This window comes from Modestobacter sp. I12A-02662 (assembly GCF_041028325.1).
Classification (GTDB): Bacteria; Actinomycetota; Actinomycetes; order Mycobacteriales; family Geodermatophilaceae; genus Modestobacter.
In genome coordinates, this window is the sequence record NZ_JABGDE010000002.1 from 191,234 (window position 1) to 208,259 (window position 17,026).

A 17,026-nucleotide genomic window follows, 5' to 3' on the forward strand; every position below is an offset into this window, starting at 1 on the left:
GAGGAGCGGAACGAGATCGGAACCGAGCCATGACCCGGGTGCTGGTGGTGGACGACCACCCGGTCGTGCGCGGGGGGCTGGTCGGCTGGCTGGCGGCCCAGCCGGACATCGAGGTGGTGGGGGAGGCCGACGACGGCCTGGCGGCGCTGGCGGCGGTCGCCGAGCACCAGCCGGACGTCGTCCTCATGGACCTGCGCATGCCCCGGATGGACGGCGTGACGGCGACGGGCCGCATCGCCGCCGCGCACCCCGCCGTCCGCGTCCTGGTGCTCACCACGTACGACACCGACGCCGACATCGTGCGGGCCGTCGAGGCCGGCGCGACCGGCTACCTGCTCAAGGACACGCCCCTGCCGCAGCTCGCCGACGCCGTGCGCGCGGCCGCCCGCGGCGAGACGGTGCTCGCGTCGCCGGTGGCGGCCAAGCTGCTGTCGCGGATGCGCGCGCCGGCGGCCGAGGCGCCGACCGCGCGCGAGCTCGAGGTGTTGGGTGGGGTGGCCCGCGGGCTGACCAACGCGGAGATCGGCCGGGAGCTGTTCATCGGCGAGGCGACGGTCAAGACGCACCTGCTGCGGGTGTTCGCGAAGCTCGGTGTCGACGACCGGACGCGGGCCGTGCTGGTCGCGGTGGAGCGCGGTCTGCTGCCCGGTCCCGGCTCGTCCTGACCGCTGTCAACCCGCTGTCGCAATCTGTGGAACCCGGTTTGACCTGGGGATTCATGCTGCGGTGACTCTTCCGGACCGATACACTCGAACATAGGTTCGAATGGATCGGGAGGCGTCGTGGGCGAGTTGCAGTCGGGCCTGGACGCGCTGGCGGAGGAGGACCCGTCGGCGCTGCCCGCACCCCAGCAGCTGGAGCGGGTCGCGAGCCTGCTGGCAGACTGCAACCGGCTCGACGCCCAGCTGACCCGCGCGGTGCGGGCCTGCGACCGGTCCGGCGCGGCCGAGTGCGACGGGATCAAGACCATGCAGGCCTGGCTGCGCGGGCACGGCCGGCTGTCCCCGGCCGCCGCTGCGCGGTTGGTCCGGTCCGGGCGGGCGCTGGAGCACCTGCCGGCGGTCGCGGCGGCGTTCGCCGAGGGTGCGGTGACCGCCGAGCAGGTCGCCGTGATCGCCCCGGCCGTCTCCGACGAGGCGCTGGCCGCCGCGGCCGCCCAGGACGTCGACCTCGGTGAGGTCGACGCCGCGCTCGCGACCGTGGCCGCGACGCAGCCGTTCCAGCGGCTGGGTGAGGTGGTGCACCGCTACCTCGATGCCCTGGAGCCCGACGGGCCCGAGCCGGACCCGACCGAGGGCCGGCGGCTGACCATCGCCAAGCACGCCGACGGCAGCATCACCGGCCGGTTCGACCTCGACGCCGTGGGAGGGGAGAAGGTGCAGGCGGCCCTGGAGTCCATCGTGCAGGCGAGCCGGCCCAAGGGCGACATGCGCACCTGCGCACAGCAGCAGGCCGACGCCCTGGTCCAACTGTGCGACAACGCCCTCGCGCAGGGTGACCTGCCGTTCCTGCGGACGGTGAAGCCGCACGTGGTCGTCACCATCGACGACGAGGACCTCGCCGACACCACCAGCACCGGCCGGGGCACGGCCGAGACCGGGTTCGGCGCGCGGATCTCCGCCGCCCGCACCCGCTGGCTGGCCTGCGACGGCATCATCTCCCGGATGGTCATCGACCCCGACGGGCTGCCCCTGGACGTCGGCCGGGAGAAACGGGTCGTCCCCCCGCACATCCGCCGGGCCGTCGAGCGGCGGGACCGGCACTGCGTGTTCGCCGGCTGCTACGCCCCTACCCACTGGTGCGACGTCCATCACCGGCTCGAATGGATCAACGGCGGCCGTACGTCGCTGGAGAACTCCGCGCTGCTGTGCGAGCGGCACCACACCAAGGTCCACCGCGGCTTCCGGGTTGAACGCGACGACACCGCGCCACCGGGCCACCGATGGCGCACCTACCGCCCCGACGGCACCGAGATCCTCATCGGCCCGTCGCTCCGCTCAGCGGCGTAGGCCTGGCTGACCGCACCGGAACTCGCGCCCTGGTGTGGCAGGGTGCCGGCGTGCCGCCGTCCACCCTCCCCATGACCGACTACCACGCCGACGGTGAGCCTCTCCGCATGGTCGTCGGACTCGTGCTGCGGTGAGGTTCCTCGACGCGGACGCCGTCGCCGCGCTCGGCCCGGCCGCAGCCGTCCAGGCGACCACCGACGCGCTCCGCGGCGGGCTCGACCCCGCCACCGACCCGCCCCGGACGACGGTCGGTCTCTGGCAGGGGCAGTTCCTCCTCATGCCCTCGGAGACGGCGGGCGCGGCCGGCGTGAAGGTCGCCACGGTCGCCCCAGGCAACCCCGCCCGCGGCCTGCCCCGCATCCAGGCCACCTACCTGCTGTTCGACCGAGGGACCCTCACGCTGCGCGCGGTCCTCGACGGCACGGCGCTCACCACGCTCCGCACCCCGGCGGTCTCGGTCGCCGCCGTCCTCCCGCGGCTGCCGGACCGGCCGCTGCACCTGACGGTGATCGGCGCCGGACCCCAGGCGGTCGGGCACGTCGCCACGCTGGCCGCCGTCCGTCCGCTGGCCGGCGTCACCCACCTGGTCCGCAGCCCCGCGCGGGCCCCGTTCGACGCGCTCCGCCTCGGGGCCGCGGCGGCCGACGAGGCGCTGCGGCGCGCCGACGTCGTGGTCTGCGCCACGTCGGCACGCACGCCGCTGTTCGACTCCGCCCTGCTGCGCGACGACGTCGTCGTCATCGCGGTGGGCTCCCACGAGCCCGACGCCCGCGAACTGGATGCGGCTCTGCTGGGCCGGGCCTGCGTCGTGGTGGAGGACGTCCCCACCTCGATGCGCGAGGCCGGGGACGTGGTGCTCGCGATCACCGAGGGCGCGTTGAGCGCCGCTGACCTCGTGCCTCTGCGCGACGTGGTGACCGGGAGGGTGACCGTGCCCGGCGACCGGCCGCTGGTGTTCAAGAGCGTCGGCATGTCGTGGCAGGACCTGGTCGTGGCCGAGGCGGTCCTCAGCGCGAACGCCGGGGACGCCGCCTCGTAAGCTGGTCTCCCGTGAGCTTGACCATCGGGATCGTCGGCCTGCCCAACGTCGGCAAGTCGACCCTCTTCAACGCCCTGACCAAGAACGACGTGCTCGCGGCGAACTACCCGTTCGCGACGATCGAGCCCAACGTCGGCGTGGTCGGCGTCCCCGACCCGCGGCTCGGGAGGCTCGCCGAGCTTTTCGGCTCCCAGAAGATCGTCCCGGCGACGGTGTCCTTCGTCGACATCGCCGGCATCGTGCGCGGCGCCAGCGAGGGTCAGGGGCTGGGCAACAAGTTCCTGGCCAACATCCGCGAGAGCGATGCGATCTGCCAGGTGATCCGCGTCTTCACCGACCCCGACGTCGTGCACGTCGAGGGCAAGGTGAGCCCGAAGGACGACATCGAGACGATCAACACCGAGCTCGTCCTGGCCGACATGCAGACGCTGGAGAAGGCCGTCCCGCGGCTGGAGAAGGAGTCGCGCAAGGACAAGGACCGCAAGGCCCTGCTCGACGCCGCCGTCGCCGCGCAGGCCGTGCTCAACGAAGGCACCACGCTGTTCGCCGCCGGCGTCGACCCTGAGCCGCTGCGCGAGCTGACCCTGCTCACCACCAAGCCGTTCATCTACGTCTTCAACGTCGACGCCGACGAGCTGGCCAACGAGCAGATGCTCGACGAGCTGCGCGCGCTGGTCGCGCCGGCCGAGGCCATCTTCCTCGACGCGCAGACCGAGTCCGAGCTGATCGAGCTGCCCGCCGAGGAGGCCGCCGAGCTGCTCGAGTCGATCGGCCAGAGCGAGCCCGGCCTGGACCAGCTCGCCTCTGTCGGCTTCCGCACCCTCGGGCTGCAGACCTACCTCACCGCCGGGCCGAAGGAGGCCCGCGCCTGGACCATCCGCCAGGGCGCCACCGCCCCCGAGGCCGCCGGGGTCATCCACACCGACTTCCAGCGCGGCTTCATCAAGGCCGAGGTCGTCGGCTTCGACCACCTCATGGAGGCCGGGTCGATGGCCGAGGCGAAGTCCCGCGGCTGGGTGCGGATCGAGGGCAAGGACTACGTCATGGCGGACGGCGACGTCGTCGAGTTCCGCTTCAACGTCTGACCCAGCCTAGAGCTGCTGATCAGGCGCGCGTCAGCGGCTGTCGGTCCGCAGAGAGAGCCCGCAGGTCGTCGAGTGCGGCACGTCGAGAGGGTTATCCGGCCCACATGGGGGTCGACGTACATGTGACGACGGCGGCGTTGACCTCGTCCAGCCAGCGTTGCGCGTCGGCCTTCCGCTGGGTTCGACGACCTGCAGCGCACCGTCACCACCCTGCCATCGCGGAGACGGCGCCTCGAGGATTCGGCTGGCTCGCCCCGGTCCGCGTGAGGAGTCGTGGCCTCGCCCGGCGGACTGCCCCCGCGCGTATCGGCGTGTGCGCTGGATCACGGGCCGGTCACGAATGCCGGGTGTGCTTGTGCTCACAGCTGAGGGTTCTGGAGACTGTCCGCCGGCATTCTCTGCGAACCCAACGATTAGGTGGACTACCCATGCTGCGACGGCGAACCTGGACCGCTGCGATCTCGGCCGGGCTCGTGCTCAGCCTCGCTGCCTGTGGCGGCGACAGCGGCGGCGGCGACGCCGGCGGTGACAGTGGCGGTGACGGTGGCGAGGTCGCCGGCCGGGTCGGCGTCATCCTTCCCGACACCGAGTCCTCGGTTCGCTGGGAGAACTTCGACCGCCCGTACCTCGAGGCGGCCTTCGAGGCGGCCGGCGTCGAGGCCGACATCCAGAACGCCGAGGGTGACGCCCAGCGGATGACGACCATCGCCGAACAGATGATCACCGAGGGCGCGACGGTCCTGGCGATCGTCAACCTCGACTCGGCCTCGGGCGCGGAGATCCAGGAGCAGGCAGCCGCCGAAGGCGTCCAGACCATCGACTACGACCGGCTCACGCTCGGCGGCACCGCGGAGTACTACGTCTCTTTCGACAACGTCGCTGTCGGTCGCCTGCAGGGTGAGGGCCTGGCGCAGTGCCTCGGTGAGGACACCCCGGCCAACATCGCCTTCCTCAACGGCTCGCCGGACGACAACAACGCGACGCTGTTCTCGCAGGGCGCACACGAGGTGCTCGACCCGATCGAGAACTACACGCAGGTGGCCGAGCAGGCCGTCCCGGGCTGGGACAACCAGCAGGCGGCGACCATCTTCGAGCAGATGTACACCCAGGCCAACGGTGGGATCGACGGCGTCTACGCCGCCAACGACGGCCTGGCCAACTCGGTCATCCAGATCCTCCAGCGCAACAACGTCGCCGGCATCCCGGTGACGGGTCAGGACGCGACGGTGGAGGGCCTGCAGAACATCCTCGCCGGCAACCAGTGCATGACCGTCTACAAGTCGGTCCGGGACGAGGCCAACGCGTTGGCGGAGCTGGCTGTCGCGCTGATCAACGGCGAGGAGGGTCAGACAACGGGCGAGGTCGAGGACTCCGAGGGCGGTCGGAGCGTCCCGTCGGTGCTCCTGGAGCCCCAGGCGATCTTCCGTGACAACGTCAAGGACGTCGTCGATGACGAGTTCGTGAGCGCCGAGGACCTCTGCACCGGCGAGTTCGCCGCGGCGTGCGAGGAGCTCGGCATCTCCTAGTGGTGAGCGGTGACCGGGGCGTCCAGAATGGGCGCCCCGGTGGCTGTTGCCGCTATACCACCGACTCGACCGAGAGGCCCGGCGTGTCCGCACCGACCGACCGTCCCCAGGACGGGACCCCCACCCTGGAGCTTCGCGGCGTCAACAAGAGCTTCGGGGCGATCCAGGTCCTGCACGACGTGCACCTGAAGGTCTACCCCGGCCAGGTCACCGCCCTCGTCGGCGACAACGGGGCGGGCAAGAGCACGCTGATCAAGTCGATCGCCGGGATCCACCCGATCGACTCGGGCGAGGTCCTCTTCGAGGGCCGGCCGGTGACGGTCACCGGCCCGAGGGACGCCGCCGCTCTGGGCATCGAGATCGTCTACCAGGACCTCGCGCTCTGCGACAACCTCGACGTGGTTCAGAACATGTTCCTCGGTCGGGAGCGCAAGACCGGCGTGGTCCTGGACGAGATCTCGATGGAGCAGGCTGCCCGGGACACGCTCAGCAAGCTCTCGGTCCGGACGCTCAAGTCCGTTCGCCAACTGGTCTCCAGTCTCTCCGGTGGTCAGCGGCAGACGGTGGCGATCGCCAAGGCGGTGCTGTGGGAGTCCAAGCTCGTCGTGCTGGACGAGCCGACGGCCGCCCTCGGAGTGGCGCAGACGCGACAGGTGCTCGATCTGGTCCGCCGGCTGGCCGACACCGGCCACGCTGTCGTCTTCATCTCGCACAACATGGTCGACGTCTTCGAGGTGTCCGACCGGGTCGCCGCGCTCTACCTGGGCCGCATGGCCGCCGACATCCCGATCTCGCAGGTCAACCGCGGCGAAGTCATCGAGCTCATCACGGCGGGCCGGTCGGGCAAACTCGGCATCGCTCCCGCCGAGGCTGCAGCCGTGGAGGTCTGAGGCATGTCCAGCCCCATCTCCGCGCCCACCAGCTCGCAGGAGCCGGGTGGCGCTCCGTCCGGCTTCGAGGCCGACCGCACGTCGGACTCGCTGGGCGCCAGTGCCCGGGCGTACGTCGACCGCGTCCGGGGCGGTGACCTCGGGGCTCTGCCGGCGATTCTCGGCATAGTGGTCCTCGGCCTGCTGTTCTTCGCCCTGCGGCCCCAGACCTTCCTGACCCCGCGGAACATGGCGAACCTGGCTGACCAGGCGGCGCCGATCATCATCCTCGCGATGGGGTTGGTCTTCATCCTGCTGCTGGGCGAGATCGACCTGTCCGCAGGCGTGGTCAGCGGCGTCTGCGCGGCCGTGATGGCGAAGCTGCTCGCCGACGCCGGCGCGCCCTGGTACGTCTCCGTCCTGGCGGCCATCGTGACCGGCGTAGCCATCGGCCTGTTCACCGGCAGCCTCGTCGGGATGATCGGGATCCCCTCGTTCGTGGTGACCTTGGCGCTCTTCCTGGGCTGGCAGGGCTTCACCCTGCGGCTCATCGGCGAGGGCGGCACCGTGCCGGTCCGTGACCCGGTGATCTCCGCGATCAGCGACAGGAACCTGCCGGTGACCCTCGGCTGGATCCTCGCCCTGCTGGTGATCGCGCTCTACGCCGCGCTGCAACTGAACCGGTGGCGCACCCAGCGGACCAAGGGGCTGGCGCACCAGCCGCTGGCCGTGGTGCTGGTACGCATCGCGGTGATCGCCGCTATCGTCGTCCTCGTCACTGCTGTGCTGAGCGTCGACCGGGCTCCGGCTGTCGGTGTCGTGCTCGCCGGCATCCCGTATGCGGTGCCGCTGGTGATCCTCCTGCTGTTGCTCTTGACGTTCGTGCTGGGCCGGACCACCTTCGGGCGGCACGTGTACGCGGTCGGCGGCAACGCCGAGGCGGCCCGACGGGCCGGCATCAACGTCACCAAGATCAAGGTGGCCGTCTTCGTGATCGGGTCGACTCTGGCGGCGATCAGCGGCATCGTCGCGGCCGCGCGCCTCGGGTCGGTGGCGCCCGGCTCCGGTGGCGGCAACACGCTGCTGTACGCGGTCGGCGCGGCGGTCATCGGTGGCACCAGCCTCTTCGGGGGCCGTGGGCGCGTGCGGGACGCCGTCCTCGGCGGTCTGGTCGTCGCGATCATCGCCAACGGACTCGGCCTGCTGGGCACCGAGGCGTACCTCAACTTCATCATCACCGGCGGCGTGCTGCTCCTGGCGGCGAGCGTCGACGCGCTGGCCCGGCGCCGCGCGGCGGCCACCGGTCACTAGGCGGGACGCTGGGCGCCGAACGTCGGCTCGTCGGCACCCAGCGCCCCAGTGGTTCCGTGCGCCCGAGCAGGACGCCGCCCTCGATGACGGCCGCGAGACGTCGCCAGGGCCGTCCGGTTCCCCGCTGGATGCGCGCCACGACGGGTGCGGGCCACCTGTGCGCGTCTGCGACGTCGCAGAGGTCCCGGCTTCATGCCGGTGCCCGCGCCCATGAGGGCGGCGGCCACCGGAGCGTGCGGCTGGGTCAGCGGACCCCGAGGAGATGCTCGATGGCGTAGCGCTGGACGCGGGCGAAGCCGTATCCCTTGGTGCGGGGTTCTTCGAGTTCGTAGTCCTCGAAGGCGCTGCGATCGGCGAGCAGCTTGGCGTGGTCCTCTCCCGGCTCCAGGGTCGGCAGATCCAGGTCGGGGACGCCGGCCTCGGCCAGGGCCTCCTGCACCCGCGGATCGGCCCGGAAGGCGTGCGAGCGCTCACGCAGGGTCACGTAGAGCTCCATGTTGGCCAGCGCCGACTCCCACACCCCTTCCATGCTCTCGGTCCGCAGCGGCTTGTAGTCGAAGTGCCGGTCCCCCTCGTACGTGGGGCCGCCGCCGGGGGCGCCGTTCTCCAGCAGGTCCACGGTGGAGAACGCCTGCAGCAGGTCGCCGTACCCGAACACCAGGTCCTGGTCGTAGCGGGGACCTTTCTGCCCGTTCAGGTCGATGTGGAACAGCTTGTTCTGCCACAGCGCCTGCGCGATCCCGTGGGTGTAGTTGAGGCTGGCCATCTGCTCGTGCCCGGTCTCGGGGTTGATCCCGACCATGTCGTGGTGCTCGAGCTGGGAGATGAACGCCAACGCGTGTCCGATGGTCGGCAGCAGTATGTCGCCGCGCGGCTCGTTCGGCTTGGGCTCGATGGCGAACCGCATCCCGTAGCCCTTGTCGATCGAGTACTGCGCCAGCAGGTCGATGCCCTCGCGGTAGCGGTCCAGCGCAGCCCGCACGTCCTTGGCGAAGTCGACCTCCGAGCCTTCCCGGCCACCCCAGAAGACGTAGATCTGCGCACCGAGTTCGGCTGCGAGATCCATGTTCTGCATGACCTTCCGCAGGGCGTACCGGCGGACGGAACGGTCGTTGCTGGTGAACCCGCCGTCCTTGAACACCGGGTCGCCGAACAGGTTCGTGGTCACCATCGGCACCACCAGGCCGGTCTCGGCCAGCGCAGCCTTGAACTCCTCGATGATCCGCGTCCGCTCGCTGGCGCTCGAGCCGGGCGGCACCAGGTCGTCATCGTGGAACGTGATGCCGTACGCGCCCAGCTCGGCCAGCTTGTGCACGGCCTCCACACCGGCCAGCACCGGCCGCGTGGCCTCGCCGAACAGGTCACGGGCCTGCCAACCCACCGTCCACAGACCGAAGCTGAACTTGTCCTCACGGCTGATGGTCGGGGTCACGAGATGCCTCCACTGACGCCGGGTGGTGATCCGGTCGAATCGTCGACCAGGATGTGCCGCTCACATAGTGCGCCGCGGGATCTCTGGGTCGCCAACGGACCGAGGTGCTACCTCACTGACCCGACGGCAGGATCGCGAACTCGCATGACCAGCGGTCGCGTGCCCAGGCGGCGCCGAGCACAGCAACCGGTACACAACGCGGTTCGAACGACCGCGAACCCCCGTGGACGGCAACACCGCCAGGTGGCGCGAACACGGACGCCAGTGGCAGTGGCCCATGTGCCGTTCCACTGCTCGCGGTTCCCCACGTCGAGTCGCCGGCTAACGCGTTGGGCCACCTCCCGCTCGATGGCATCGACCACGCCACCCACCAGGAGCATGCCGGCCTCGTCCCCCGCCACACATCCAGCGAGCCGACAGGACCAACGAGGTGGAGATGCCTGACCCGGCAGCAGACCAGCGTGTCGTATCAGCCGTGGCCCTCGGTGGCCCGACGACGGGCGGGTGGGCTCTAATACTGACCATCCACGCCTTTCTGGGGGTTCTCGATGCCGCACAGCCCAACCCGCTCGATAGCGGGCACAGTCGCCGCGATCACCGGAGGGAGCGCGGGGATCGGTGCAGCGACAGCTCGGGCGCTGGTCGGAGCCGGAGCCAAGGTCGCGGTGGGTGCCCGGCGCAAGGACCGCTTGGCTTCTCTCGTCGGCGAGCTAGGCGACGAGCACGCCGTCGCGGTTCCCGGGGATGTCCGCGATGCCGAGTACAACGAGGCCCTCGTCGCCGCGGCGGTTGAGAAGTGGGGCCGGCTCGACACGATCGTTGCCAACGCGGGAATCGGCGCGTATGGCGGCATCTTGGATCACGACGACGCCGTGCTGCGGGAGATGGTCGAGACCAACTACTTGGCCACCGTGTGGAGCGTGCGGTCGGCAGTGCGCCAGTTCCGGGCACAGGGCGACGGCGGCGACATCGTCATCGTCAGCTCGGTCGCCGGCTTCCGTGGTGGCGCCGACGAAGCTGTCTACGCGGGCACCAAGTTCGCCCAGGTGGGGCTGAGTGGATCTCTGGACCGTGAGCTCCGGACGGAGGGCATGCGGGTGACGCTGATCTGCCCGGCGGGGACCGCGAGTGAGTTCGCGATCGGCGCCGGCCGGGAGGAAGGGTCCGCCGAGCTCGAGTCGTACCTGCGGCCCGATGACGTAGCCCACGCCATCCGCGTCGTCCTCGAGCAACCCCGCTCAGTCCGAACCACCGTGTGGCAGCTGTGGAGCAGCCAGCAGCAGAGCTGACACCGTCGCACCCGGCGCTCACCAGTCCGCCCCCTCGGCGCGGCCGCGATCGCCTCGACGCGGTCGATGCGGCCGGCGCTCGAGGGGCTTCCCGAGCCCTGCACGCTTTCCTCCCCGGCGTGATGCGCCAGATGCTCCAGCGGTCGCGGCAGTCCAGGCGTGTCCTGAACGCCGCTGTGACCTGTCCATGGTGGCGTCTCGCGTACGAGGCCCTGTTCGATGAGCACGGTGGCCCGCGTCTTGCGGCCCTGTTCGCCGGCCAGGTGCACCGTGGCCGACAGGCCGCCGCGGGAGCGGCCCAACGTGCGTCACCGCCGCGACCGGGGAGGCCGTTCCGGCTGCGCAGGTCATGCTCGTCGTCCGGGCACTCTTCCGCAGCTCGTCGCCGTCAGCGGCGGGGTCACCTACGTGGCCGGCGAGCACGCGCACGACGCTGATCGGCCAGCGTGCCTGCCTCACCCAGCTGAGCTCCCGAAGCTGAGTGCGGCCGACATCCCGAGCCTCTTCGGCTCGGAGTCGTCGCACCTCCTGGAACCAGACCTGCCCGAGGGTCGTGAGCCAGCCGGCTCCGACGCGAGCCGCGATTGGTTCTCCGATTCGATGCCACGACGTCGCAGGCAAGGCTCCGCCGCTCCGTCCGCACGCCGTCTCGCGGAGAAGGGCACCCGCTCGACGCGGCCATCCAGGGGGACGGGGCGCTCCACCTGCTCTTACCGATGCGTCGAGGACGCTGGTCGCCGCGATCGACGCAGGCCCCCACCCGATGGGGGCGGGGGCCTGCGTCGTCCCGACGTCAGACGTTGCCCCGGCGCATCTCCTCCAGCAGGTGCTCGGCCTGGCGGATCGCCAGCGCGACGATCGTCAGCGTCGGGTTGGCCGCGGCGCCGGTGGTCATCACCGAGCCGTCGCTGACGTACAGGTTGGGCACGTCGTGCGCGCGCCCCCAGCGGTCGACCACCCCGTCGGCGGGGTCGGCGCTCATCCGGCAGGTGCCCAGGTTGTGCGTCGACGGGTACGGCGGCGTGTGGTGGACGGCGAGCGCCCCGACGGCCCCGTACAGCTGGTCGGCCGCGTCGTACGCGTAGGAGCGCATGGCGACGTCGTTGGCGTGGTCGTCGAAGTGCACGTTCGGCACCGGGAGGCCGTACTGGTCCTTGACGTCGGTGTTCAGCGTGACCCGGTTGCCCGGCTGCGGCATGTCCTCCCCGACGATCCACATCCCCGCGATGTGGTCGTAGGAGTCCATCCAGGTGGTGAACTCCCGGCCCCAGCCCCCCGGCTCCAGGAAGCTGGCGAGGAACGCGGGCCCGAGCGACAGGGTCTCCATGTAGAACCCGCCGGCGAAGCCGCGCGAGGTGTCGTGCTTGGCCTCGTCCGCGACGATCCCGGCCATGGTCTCGCCCCGGTGCATCCGCACCGGCCGCTCGAACCGCGCGTACGCCGACCCGGTCAGGTGGCGCATGTAGTTGCGTCCCACCTGTCCCGAGGAGTTGGCCAGGCCGTCGGGATGCTGCCCCGAGGCGCTCATCAGCAGCAGCCGCGGCGTCTCGATCGAGTTGCCGGCGACGCAGACCACCCGTGCCGCCTGCCGCTGCAGCGCGCCGTTGGCGTCGAGGTACTCGACCGCATCCACCTTGCCCGCGGCGTCGGAGGTGATCCGGACCGCCTGGCAGTTCGGCCGCAGGTCGAGGTTGCCGGTCTCCAGCGCGCGCGGGATCTCGCGCACCAGGGTCGACCACTTGGCCCCGCTCTTGTCGCCCTGGAAGTTGAACCCGTCCTGGATGCTGGCGGGCCGGCCGTCGTAGGGCGTGGCGTTGGTCGCGTACGGGCCGGTGGCGTAGTACCGGTAACCGATCTTCTCGGCTCCGTTGGCGAACACCATGTAGTTGTTGTTGGCCGGCAGCGCCGGGCGGCCGTGCCGGTGGGTCGAGCCCATCGCCTGCTCGGCCCGGTCGTAGTACGGCGCCAGGTCCTCCAGCGTGATCGGCCAGTCGAGCAGGCTCGCGCCGTCCACCTCGCCGTAGGTGGTGCGGGCCTTGAACTCGTGCGCCATGAACCGCGGTGTCGCGCCCGACCAGTGCGTCGTCGACCCGCCGACGGCCTTGACGATCCACGCCGGGAGGTTGGGGAAGTCGCGGGCCACCCGCCAGCTCCCCGAGGTGGTCCGCATGTCCAGCCAGGCCATCTGGCCGAACGCCTCCCACTCGTCGTTCACGTAGTCGTCCGCGGTGAGGTACGGGCCGGCCTCCAGGACGACGCACTTCGCGCCCTGCCGGGTCAGCTCGTAGGCCAGGGTGCCGCCGCCGGCGCCCGAGCCGATGATCACCACCACCGGCTCGGACTGCTCGATCGGCGATCCGTGCCGGGCGCCCGGCGCCCCGTCGACGGTCGTCACCGGGCCACCTCCTGCGCCTCGACGAGCTCGACCCGCGGCTCACCGGCGTACTCGTCCACCCGGGGATGGGGCAACCAGTCCAGGTCGTCGAACCCGCGGTCGATGTACCCGCCCTTGTCGAAGGACGGGCCCTCGTAGCCGAGCAGGTCCCAGACGTCCGCGTTGTCGTAGAGCACCACCACGGCCGTGCTGCGGATGCGGCGGAAGAAGTACTCGTCGGCGCGGTCGCGCAGCACCGCCTCGGCGGCGGCGTCGTCCAGGGCGAGGAAGTCCCCGCCGGCCGCCCGGTCCAGGCTCGCCAGCCCCTGGGTCAGCGCCCGGTCGTCGGCGGCGTTCGCGTGGGCGGCGTCCTCAACGGCCGCGGCGGTGCGCTCGTACGGCCCGTCCGGGAAACGCTCGTGCGGATAGGCGACGCGCAGCAGGCGGACCAGCACGCGCCGGGCGCGGTCGGAGTCGGTGAGCTGCGCGCCACCCTCCGGTGGCCCCCCGGTCTGCGCGCTGGTGTCGACCTGCAGGTCGGTGGGTTCTTGCTCGGACTGGTGCTGGACGGTCTCCTGGGTCACGGACGCTCCTGCTCGCGACGACGATGTCGAGTGGTGTGCGTCACAGTAGGGCGCGGCCGACCCGCTGCCAACGCCCGGGAGCTGGAGTTGACGCTGGCCAGGCGGCTGTCCAGCATGGCGCCGTCCCAGTCGATCAGCGGAGAGGCCAACTCGTGATCTTCATCGTCGTCAAGTTCCAGACCAAGCCGGAGTGGACCGACCGGTGGCCGGACCTCGTCCGCCCGTTCACGGAGGCGACCCGCGAGGAGCCGGGCAACCTGTGGTTCGAGTGGTCCCGCAGCCTGGAGGACGAGAACACGTTCGTGCTGGTGGAGGCCTTCACCGACGAGGGTGCCGGCCCGCACGTGAACAGCGCGCACTTCGCCCAGGCGATGAAGGACATGCCGCAGGCCCTCGCGTCCACCCCGAAGATCGTCAGCCGCCAGGTCGACGGGAACGGCTGGGACACCATGGGGGAGCTCAGCGTCGACTGAGTCGCCCGCTGAGTCGCCCGGGCGCTGCGGGTGCAGACTCGGGCGGTGCAGACCCGCAGGCTCGTGCTGATCCGCCACGCCCAGGCCGCCGACGGCCCGATCGACGTCGACCGGCCGCTGACCGAGCAGGGTCTGCGGCAGGCTGCGGCGATCGGCCCCTGGCTGGACCGCAACGGGCTGGTGCCCGGCGCCGTGCTCGTGTCCCCGGCCCGCCGGGCGCAGCAGACCTGGGAGCGGGCGGCCGCTCCGCTGGCACCGGCACCGACGCCGACGGTCGACGCGCGGGTCCTCGACAACACCGTCGAGGCCGTCCTCGAGGCCGTCCGGGAGGCGCCGGAGGAGGCGCGGACCCTGGTCGTCGTCGGGCACAACCCGGCGGTGCGGGAGCTCGTCGAGTTCCTCGACGACGGCCAGGGCGACCCGGCGGCCCGGCGCTCGCTGGACACGGGCTTCCCCACCTGCGGCGTCGCGGTGCTCGACCTCGCCACGCCGTTCGCCGACGTCGGGCCGGGTGCGGCGACGCTCAGCGTCTTCGCGGTGCCGGGCGACTGACGTCCGGCCGCCCGTCACGGAGGACCCGTGACGGGACCCCGGCCAGGGGGTGACTTCTCGCACGTGTGCCGGACCCGGGCGGCCGGGAGCCTCGGGGCATCCCGAGGAGAGGACGCCCATGCTGCTCTACGGCGACGCCGCGGCCGCGGCCCTGCACGCCGCCGCCGGTGAGGCACGACGCCGGGGCGCGGCCGGCTACGACACCGCCGCCGTGCTGCTCGGTCTGGTCCGCGGCGCGGACCCGGTCACCCGGTCGGTGACCGCCGACCGTCCCCAGCTCACTGCCGACGCCGTCCGTGCCGCGCTCGGCGCCCCCACCGCGGACCCGGAGCCGGGCCGCCCACCGGCGCCGGTGTCCTCCCCGGAGTTCCGCCGGGTGCGGCGCGGCCGGGTGGAGGCGGCCGGGGAGGTCGCCGACATCAGCCGGATCGCGGAGGAGTCCCTGCGGGAGATCCGCGGCGTCGTCGGCGGCTACCGCAGCGCGAGCCTCGCCGGCGAGCCGGCCGGCGCCCGGTCGCTGCTCAACGCCGCCGGGGTCTCCTGCACGGTCACCGGCGACGAGGACGCCGCGTTCCTGCCGGTGCCGGTGCAGGCGGTGCTGGGCTGGGCGGTGCGCGAGTCGGTGACGAACGTGCTGCGGCACAGCCGGGCGACGACCTGCTCCATCACCGTGCGGGTGGACGGCGGATCGGCGGAGCTGCGGGTCGTCAACGACGGCGCCGCCGAGCCGGCCGACCCGTCGTGGGGGAGCGGGCTCACCGGGCTCGCCGAGCGGCTGAGCGCCGCGGGCGGGCGCCTCTCGGCCACGTCCGGCGACGGCCGGTTCGAGCTGGCCGCGACCCTGCCGGTGGCGGTGCCGGCGTGATCCGGGTCCTGCTCGCCGACGACGAGAACCTCATCCGGACGGCGCTGGCCGCCCTGCTGGCGCTGGAGGAGGACCTCGAGGTCGTCGCCGAGGCGGCCTCCGGGGCCGAGGCGCTGGCCATGGCCCGGGCGCACACCCCGGACGTCGCCGTCCTGGACCTGCAGATGCCCGACCGGGACGGCATCTCCGTCGCCGCCGAGCTCGCCCGGACGGCGCCGGACTGCGCCACGGTGATCGTCACCGGGCACGGCCGGCCGGGGCACCTGAAGCGGGCGCTCGCGGCCGGCGTCCGCGGCTTCCTGCCCAAGACCGTCACCGCCGCCGTCCGCGGCGGCGACGAAGCTCGGCGCCCGGAACCGGCACGCCGCCGTGGAGATCGCCCGCCGCCACGGGTGGGTGTGAGCCGAGCCGCCGCGGGCGGCGGAGGTGCTGGTCAGCTCCGGCCGGGACCACCAGGATGGTCATCTCCGCCGGCCCACCACCCCGGGAGCCCCACCGTGACCGTCCCCCCGTACCAGCAGCCGGCCGCGATGGTCGTGCCGGCCTTCTCCGTGTCCCAGCGGATCACGATGATGGTCAACCGGTACGAGGTCCGGGCGGCCAACCCGGACGGGTCGGAGGGGCAGCTGCTGGCCCTCGCCGAGCAGAAGCGGATGAAGCTCAAGGAGGAGGTGGTGTTCTTCTCCGACGAGTCCAAGAACCGGCCGGTGTTCTCCTTCAAGGCCCGTCAGCGGCTCGACGTGCACGCGCAGCACGACGTGTACGACGAGCAGGGCATGGTCCTGGGCACGTTCAGCAAGGACTTCAGGGCGAGCCTGATCCGGTCCACCTGGCACCTGTCCGCCCCGGGGCTGGAGGCGGTCGGGCGGGAGCGGCGGCCGGTCATCGCGGTCCTGCGCCGGGTCTGGGACTTCATCCCCTACATCGGTGACGTCTGGGTGCCCTTCGTCTTCCACTTCGACTTCGTCGACACGGCCACCGGCCGGACGGTGCTGGTCAGCGAGCGGAAGAAGGCCGTCCGGGACCGGTACACGGTCACCGTGCCCGACCCGCGGCTGGACTTCCGCGTCGCCGCGTCGATGGCCGTGGCCCTGGACGCGCTGCAGAGCCGCTGAGCCGGGGGCTCAGAGGTACTTGTCCTCCAGCTCGGCGAAGAACTCCTTGGCCAGCGCGACGAAGTCGGCCTCGCGCAGGGCGATCTCGTCGCCGACCCGGTGGCCGAGGACCGAGGACTGGTGGCACAGCCGGATCTGCTTGTCCGCGAGCAGGGTGGTGCCGTGCATCAGCGAGGTGGCGAGGACCCGCACCTCGTTCAGCGCGTTGCCGTCCCGGCCCTCGATGCCGCGCCCGCGGTGGACGAACCAGCCCTCCAGCACGAGGACGAGGTCGTTGAAGTAGACGGGCTCGAAGTCGTGCACGGCCTGCGGGGCCTGGGCCTCGGCGACGAGCTTCCGGAAGGCCTCGACCCGCGCCTCGACCGCCGCCCGCCGGCCGTCGATGTAGTCCTGGCTGTACGTGCTCGTGCTCAACACAGGGAACGCTCCCTTGCACCGGTGGAACCGGGCTCCGGTGTCGACCCGGTCTACCAGCGTGACACGTCCGGCCGCCCGGCGGAACG

At 71.8% G+C, this 17,026-nt stretch carries 16 protein-coding genes; 12 read left to right on the forward strand and 4 right to left on the reverse strand.

Going from position 1 to position 17,026, the window contains the following annotated elements; translation table 11 throughout:
- Window positions 1-29: 29 nt before the first annotated feature.
- From HL189_RS01295 to HL189_RS01325, 7 genes are all read left to right on the forward strand, one after another.
- Window positions 30-665 (forward strand): response regulator, encoded by a 636-nt coding sequence (locus HL189_RS01295; protein ID WP_369131888.1) that lies wholly within the window; start codon window positions 30-32, stop codon window positions 663-665.
- A 117-nt stretch (window positions 666-782) separates the two neighbouring features.
- On the forward strand, window positions 783-2,009 hold the full coding sequence (locus HL189_RS01300; protein WP_369131889.1) for a DUF222 domain-containing protein: 1,227 nt from the start codon (window positions 783-785) through the stop codon (window positions 2,007-2,009).
- Window positions 2,010-2,139: 130 nt separating this feature from the next.
- Window positions 2,140-3,048, forward strand: a complete 909-nt coding sequence (locus HL189_RS01305) for an ornithine cyclodeaminase family protein (protein WP_369131890.1) — start codon at window positions 2,140-2,142, stop codon at window positions 3,046-3,048.
- A gap of 11 nt (window positions 3,049-3,059) precedes the next feature.
- On the forward strand, window positions 3,060-4,133 hold the full coding sequence (gene ychF, locus HL189_RS01310) for a redox-regulated ATPase YchF (protein WP_369131891.1): 1,074 nt from the start codon (window positions 3,060-3,062) through the stop codon (window positions 4,131-4,133).
- Window positions 4,134-4,561: 428 nt separating this feature from the next.
- On the forward strand, window positions 4,562-5,659 hold the full coding sequence (locus HL189_RS01315; protein WP_369131892.1) for a sugar ABC transporter substrate-binding protein: 1,098 nt from the start codon (window positions 4,562-4,564) through the stop codon (window positions 5,657-5,659).
- A gap of 83 nt (window positions 5,660-5,742) precedes the next feature.
- Window positions 5,743-6,549, forward strand: a complete 807-nt coding sequence (locus tag HL189_RS01320; RefSeq protein ID WP_369131893.1) for an ATP-binding cassette domain-containing protein — start codon at window positions 5,743-5,745, stop codon at window positions 6,547-6,549.
- Between the two features lie 3 nt (window positions 6,550-6,552).
- Window positions 6,553-7,839 (forward strand): sugar ABC transporter permease, encoded by a 1,287-nt coding sequence (locus HL189_RS01325; protein WP_369131894.1) that lies wholly within the window; start codon window positions 6,553-6,555, stop codon window positions 7,837-7,839.
- Between the two features lie 244 nt (window positions 7,840-8,083).
- On the opposite strand, the gene xylA is transcribed toward HL189_RS01325, so the two are convergent.
- Entirely contained in the window at window positions 8,084-9,271 is a 1,188-nt protein-coding gene (gene xylA / locus HL189_RS01330; protein ID WP_369131895.1) for a xylose isomerase, read from the reverse strand.
- Between the two features lie 548 nt (window positions 9,272-9,819).
- Between xylA and HL189_RS01335 the strand changes: the two genes are divergently transcribed.
- Complete coding sequence (locus HL189_RS01335; RefSeq protein ID WP_369131896.1) at window positions 9,820-10,560, forward strand: SDR family oxidoreductase; 741 nt, start codon at window positions 9,820-9,822, stop codon at window positions 10,558-10,560.
- A 793-nt stretch (window positions 10,561-11,353) separates the two neighbouring features.
- Here HL189_RS01335 and HL189_RS01340 read toward each other — a convergent pair.
- Together HL189_RS01340 and HL189_RS01345 are read right to left on the reverse strand one after the other, a co-directional pair.
- Complete coding sequence (locus HL189_RS01340; RefSeq protein WP_369131897.1) at window positions 11,354-12,955, reverse strand: GMC family oxidoreductase; 1,602 nt, start codon at window positions 12,953-12,955, stop codon at window positions 11,354-11,356.
- Complete coding sequence (locus HL189_RS01345) at window positions 12,952-13,518, reverse strand: hypothetical protein (protein ID WP_369131898.1); 567 nt, start codon at window positions 13,516-13,518, stop codon at window positions 12,952-12,954. Before HL189_RS01345 ends, HL189_RS01340 begins: the two co-directional genes overlap by 4 nt.
- Before the next feature lie 152 nt (window positions 13,519-13,670).
- Between HL189_RS01345 and HL189_RS01350 the strand changes: the two genes are divergently transcribed.
- The 4 genes from HL189_RS01350 (at window position 13,671) to HL189_RS01365 (ending at window position 16,523) form a co-directional block, all read left to right on the forward strand.
- Window positions 13,671-13,991 (forward strand): putative quinol monooxygenase, encoded by a 321-nt coding sequence (locus HL189_RS01350; protein WP_369131899.1) that lies wholly within the window; start codon window positions 13,671-13,673, stop codon window positions 13,989-13,991.
- A gap of 45 nt (window positions 13,992-14,036) precedes the next feature.
- On the forward strand, window positions 14,037-14,543 hold the full coding sequence (locus HL189_RS01355; RefSeq protein WP_369131900.1) for a histidine phosphatase family protein: 507 nt from the start codon (window positions 14,037-14,039) through the stop codon (window positions 14,541-14,543).
- Between the two features lie 118 nt (window positions 14,544-14,661).
- Entirely contained in the window at window positions 14,662-15,408 is a 747-nt protein-coding gene (locus HL189_RS01360; protein WP_369131901.1) for a sensor histidine kinase, read from the forward strand.
- Complete coding sequence (locus HL189_RS01365) at window positions 15,405-16,523, forward strand: response regulator (protein ID WP_369131902.1); 1,119 nt, start codon at window positions 15,405-15,407, stop codon at window positions 16,521-16,523. Before HL189_RS01360 ends, HL189_RS01365 begins: the two co-directional genes overlap by 4 nt.
- A 9-nt stretch (window positions 16,524-16,532) precedes the next feature.
- Here the strand turns inward: HL189_RS01365 and HL189_RS01370 are convergent, their stop codons facing one another.
- The gene (locus HL189_RS01370) at window positions 16,533-16,937 is read right to left on the reverse strand and encodes a hypothetical protein (RefSeq protein ID WP_369131903.1); all 405 of its coding nucleotides are present in this window, start codon (window positions 16,935-16,937) and stop codon (window positions 16,533-16,535) included.
- Window positions 16,938-17,026 lie beyond the last annotated feature (89 nt).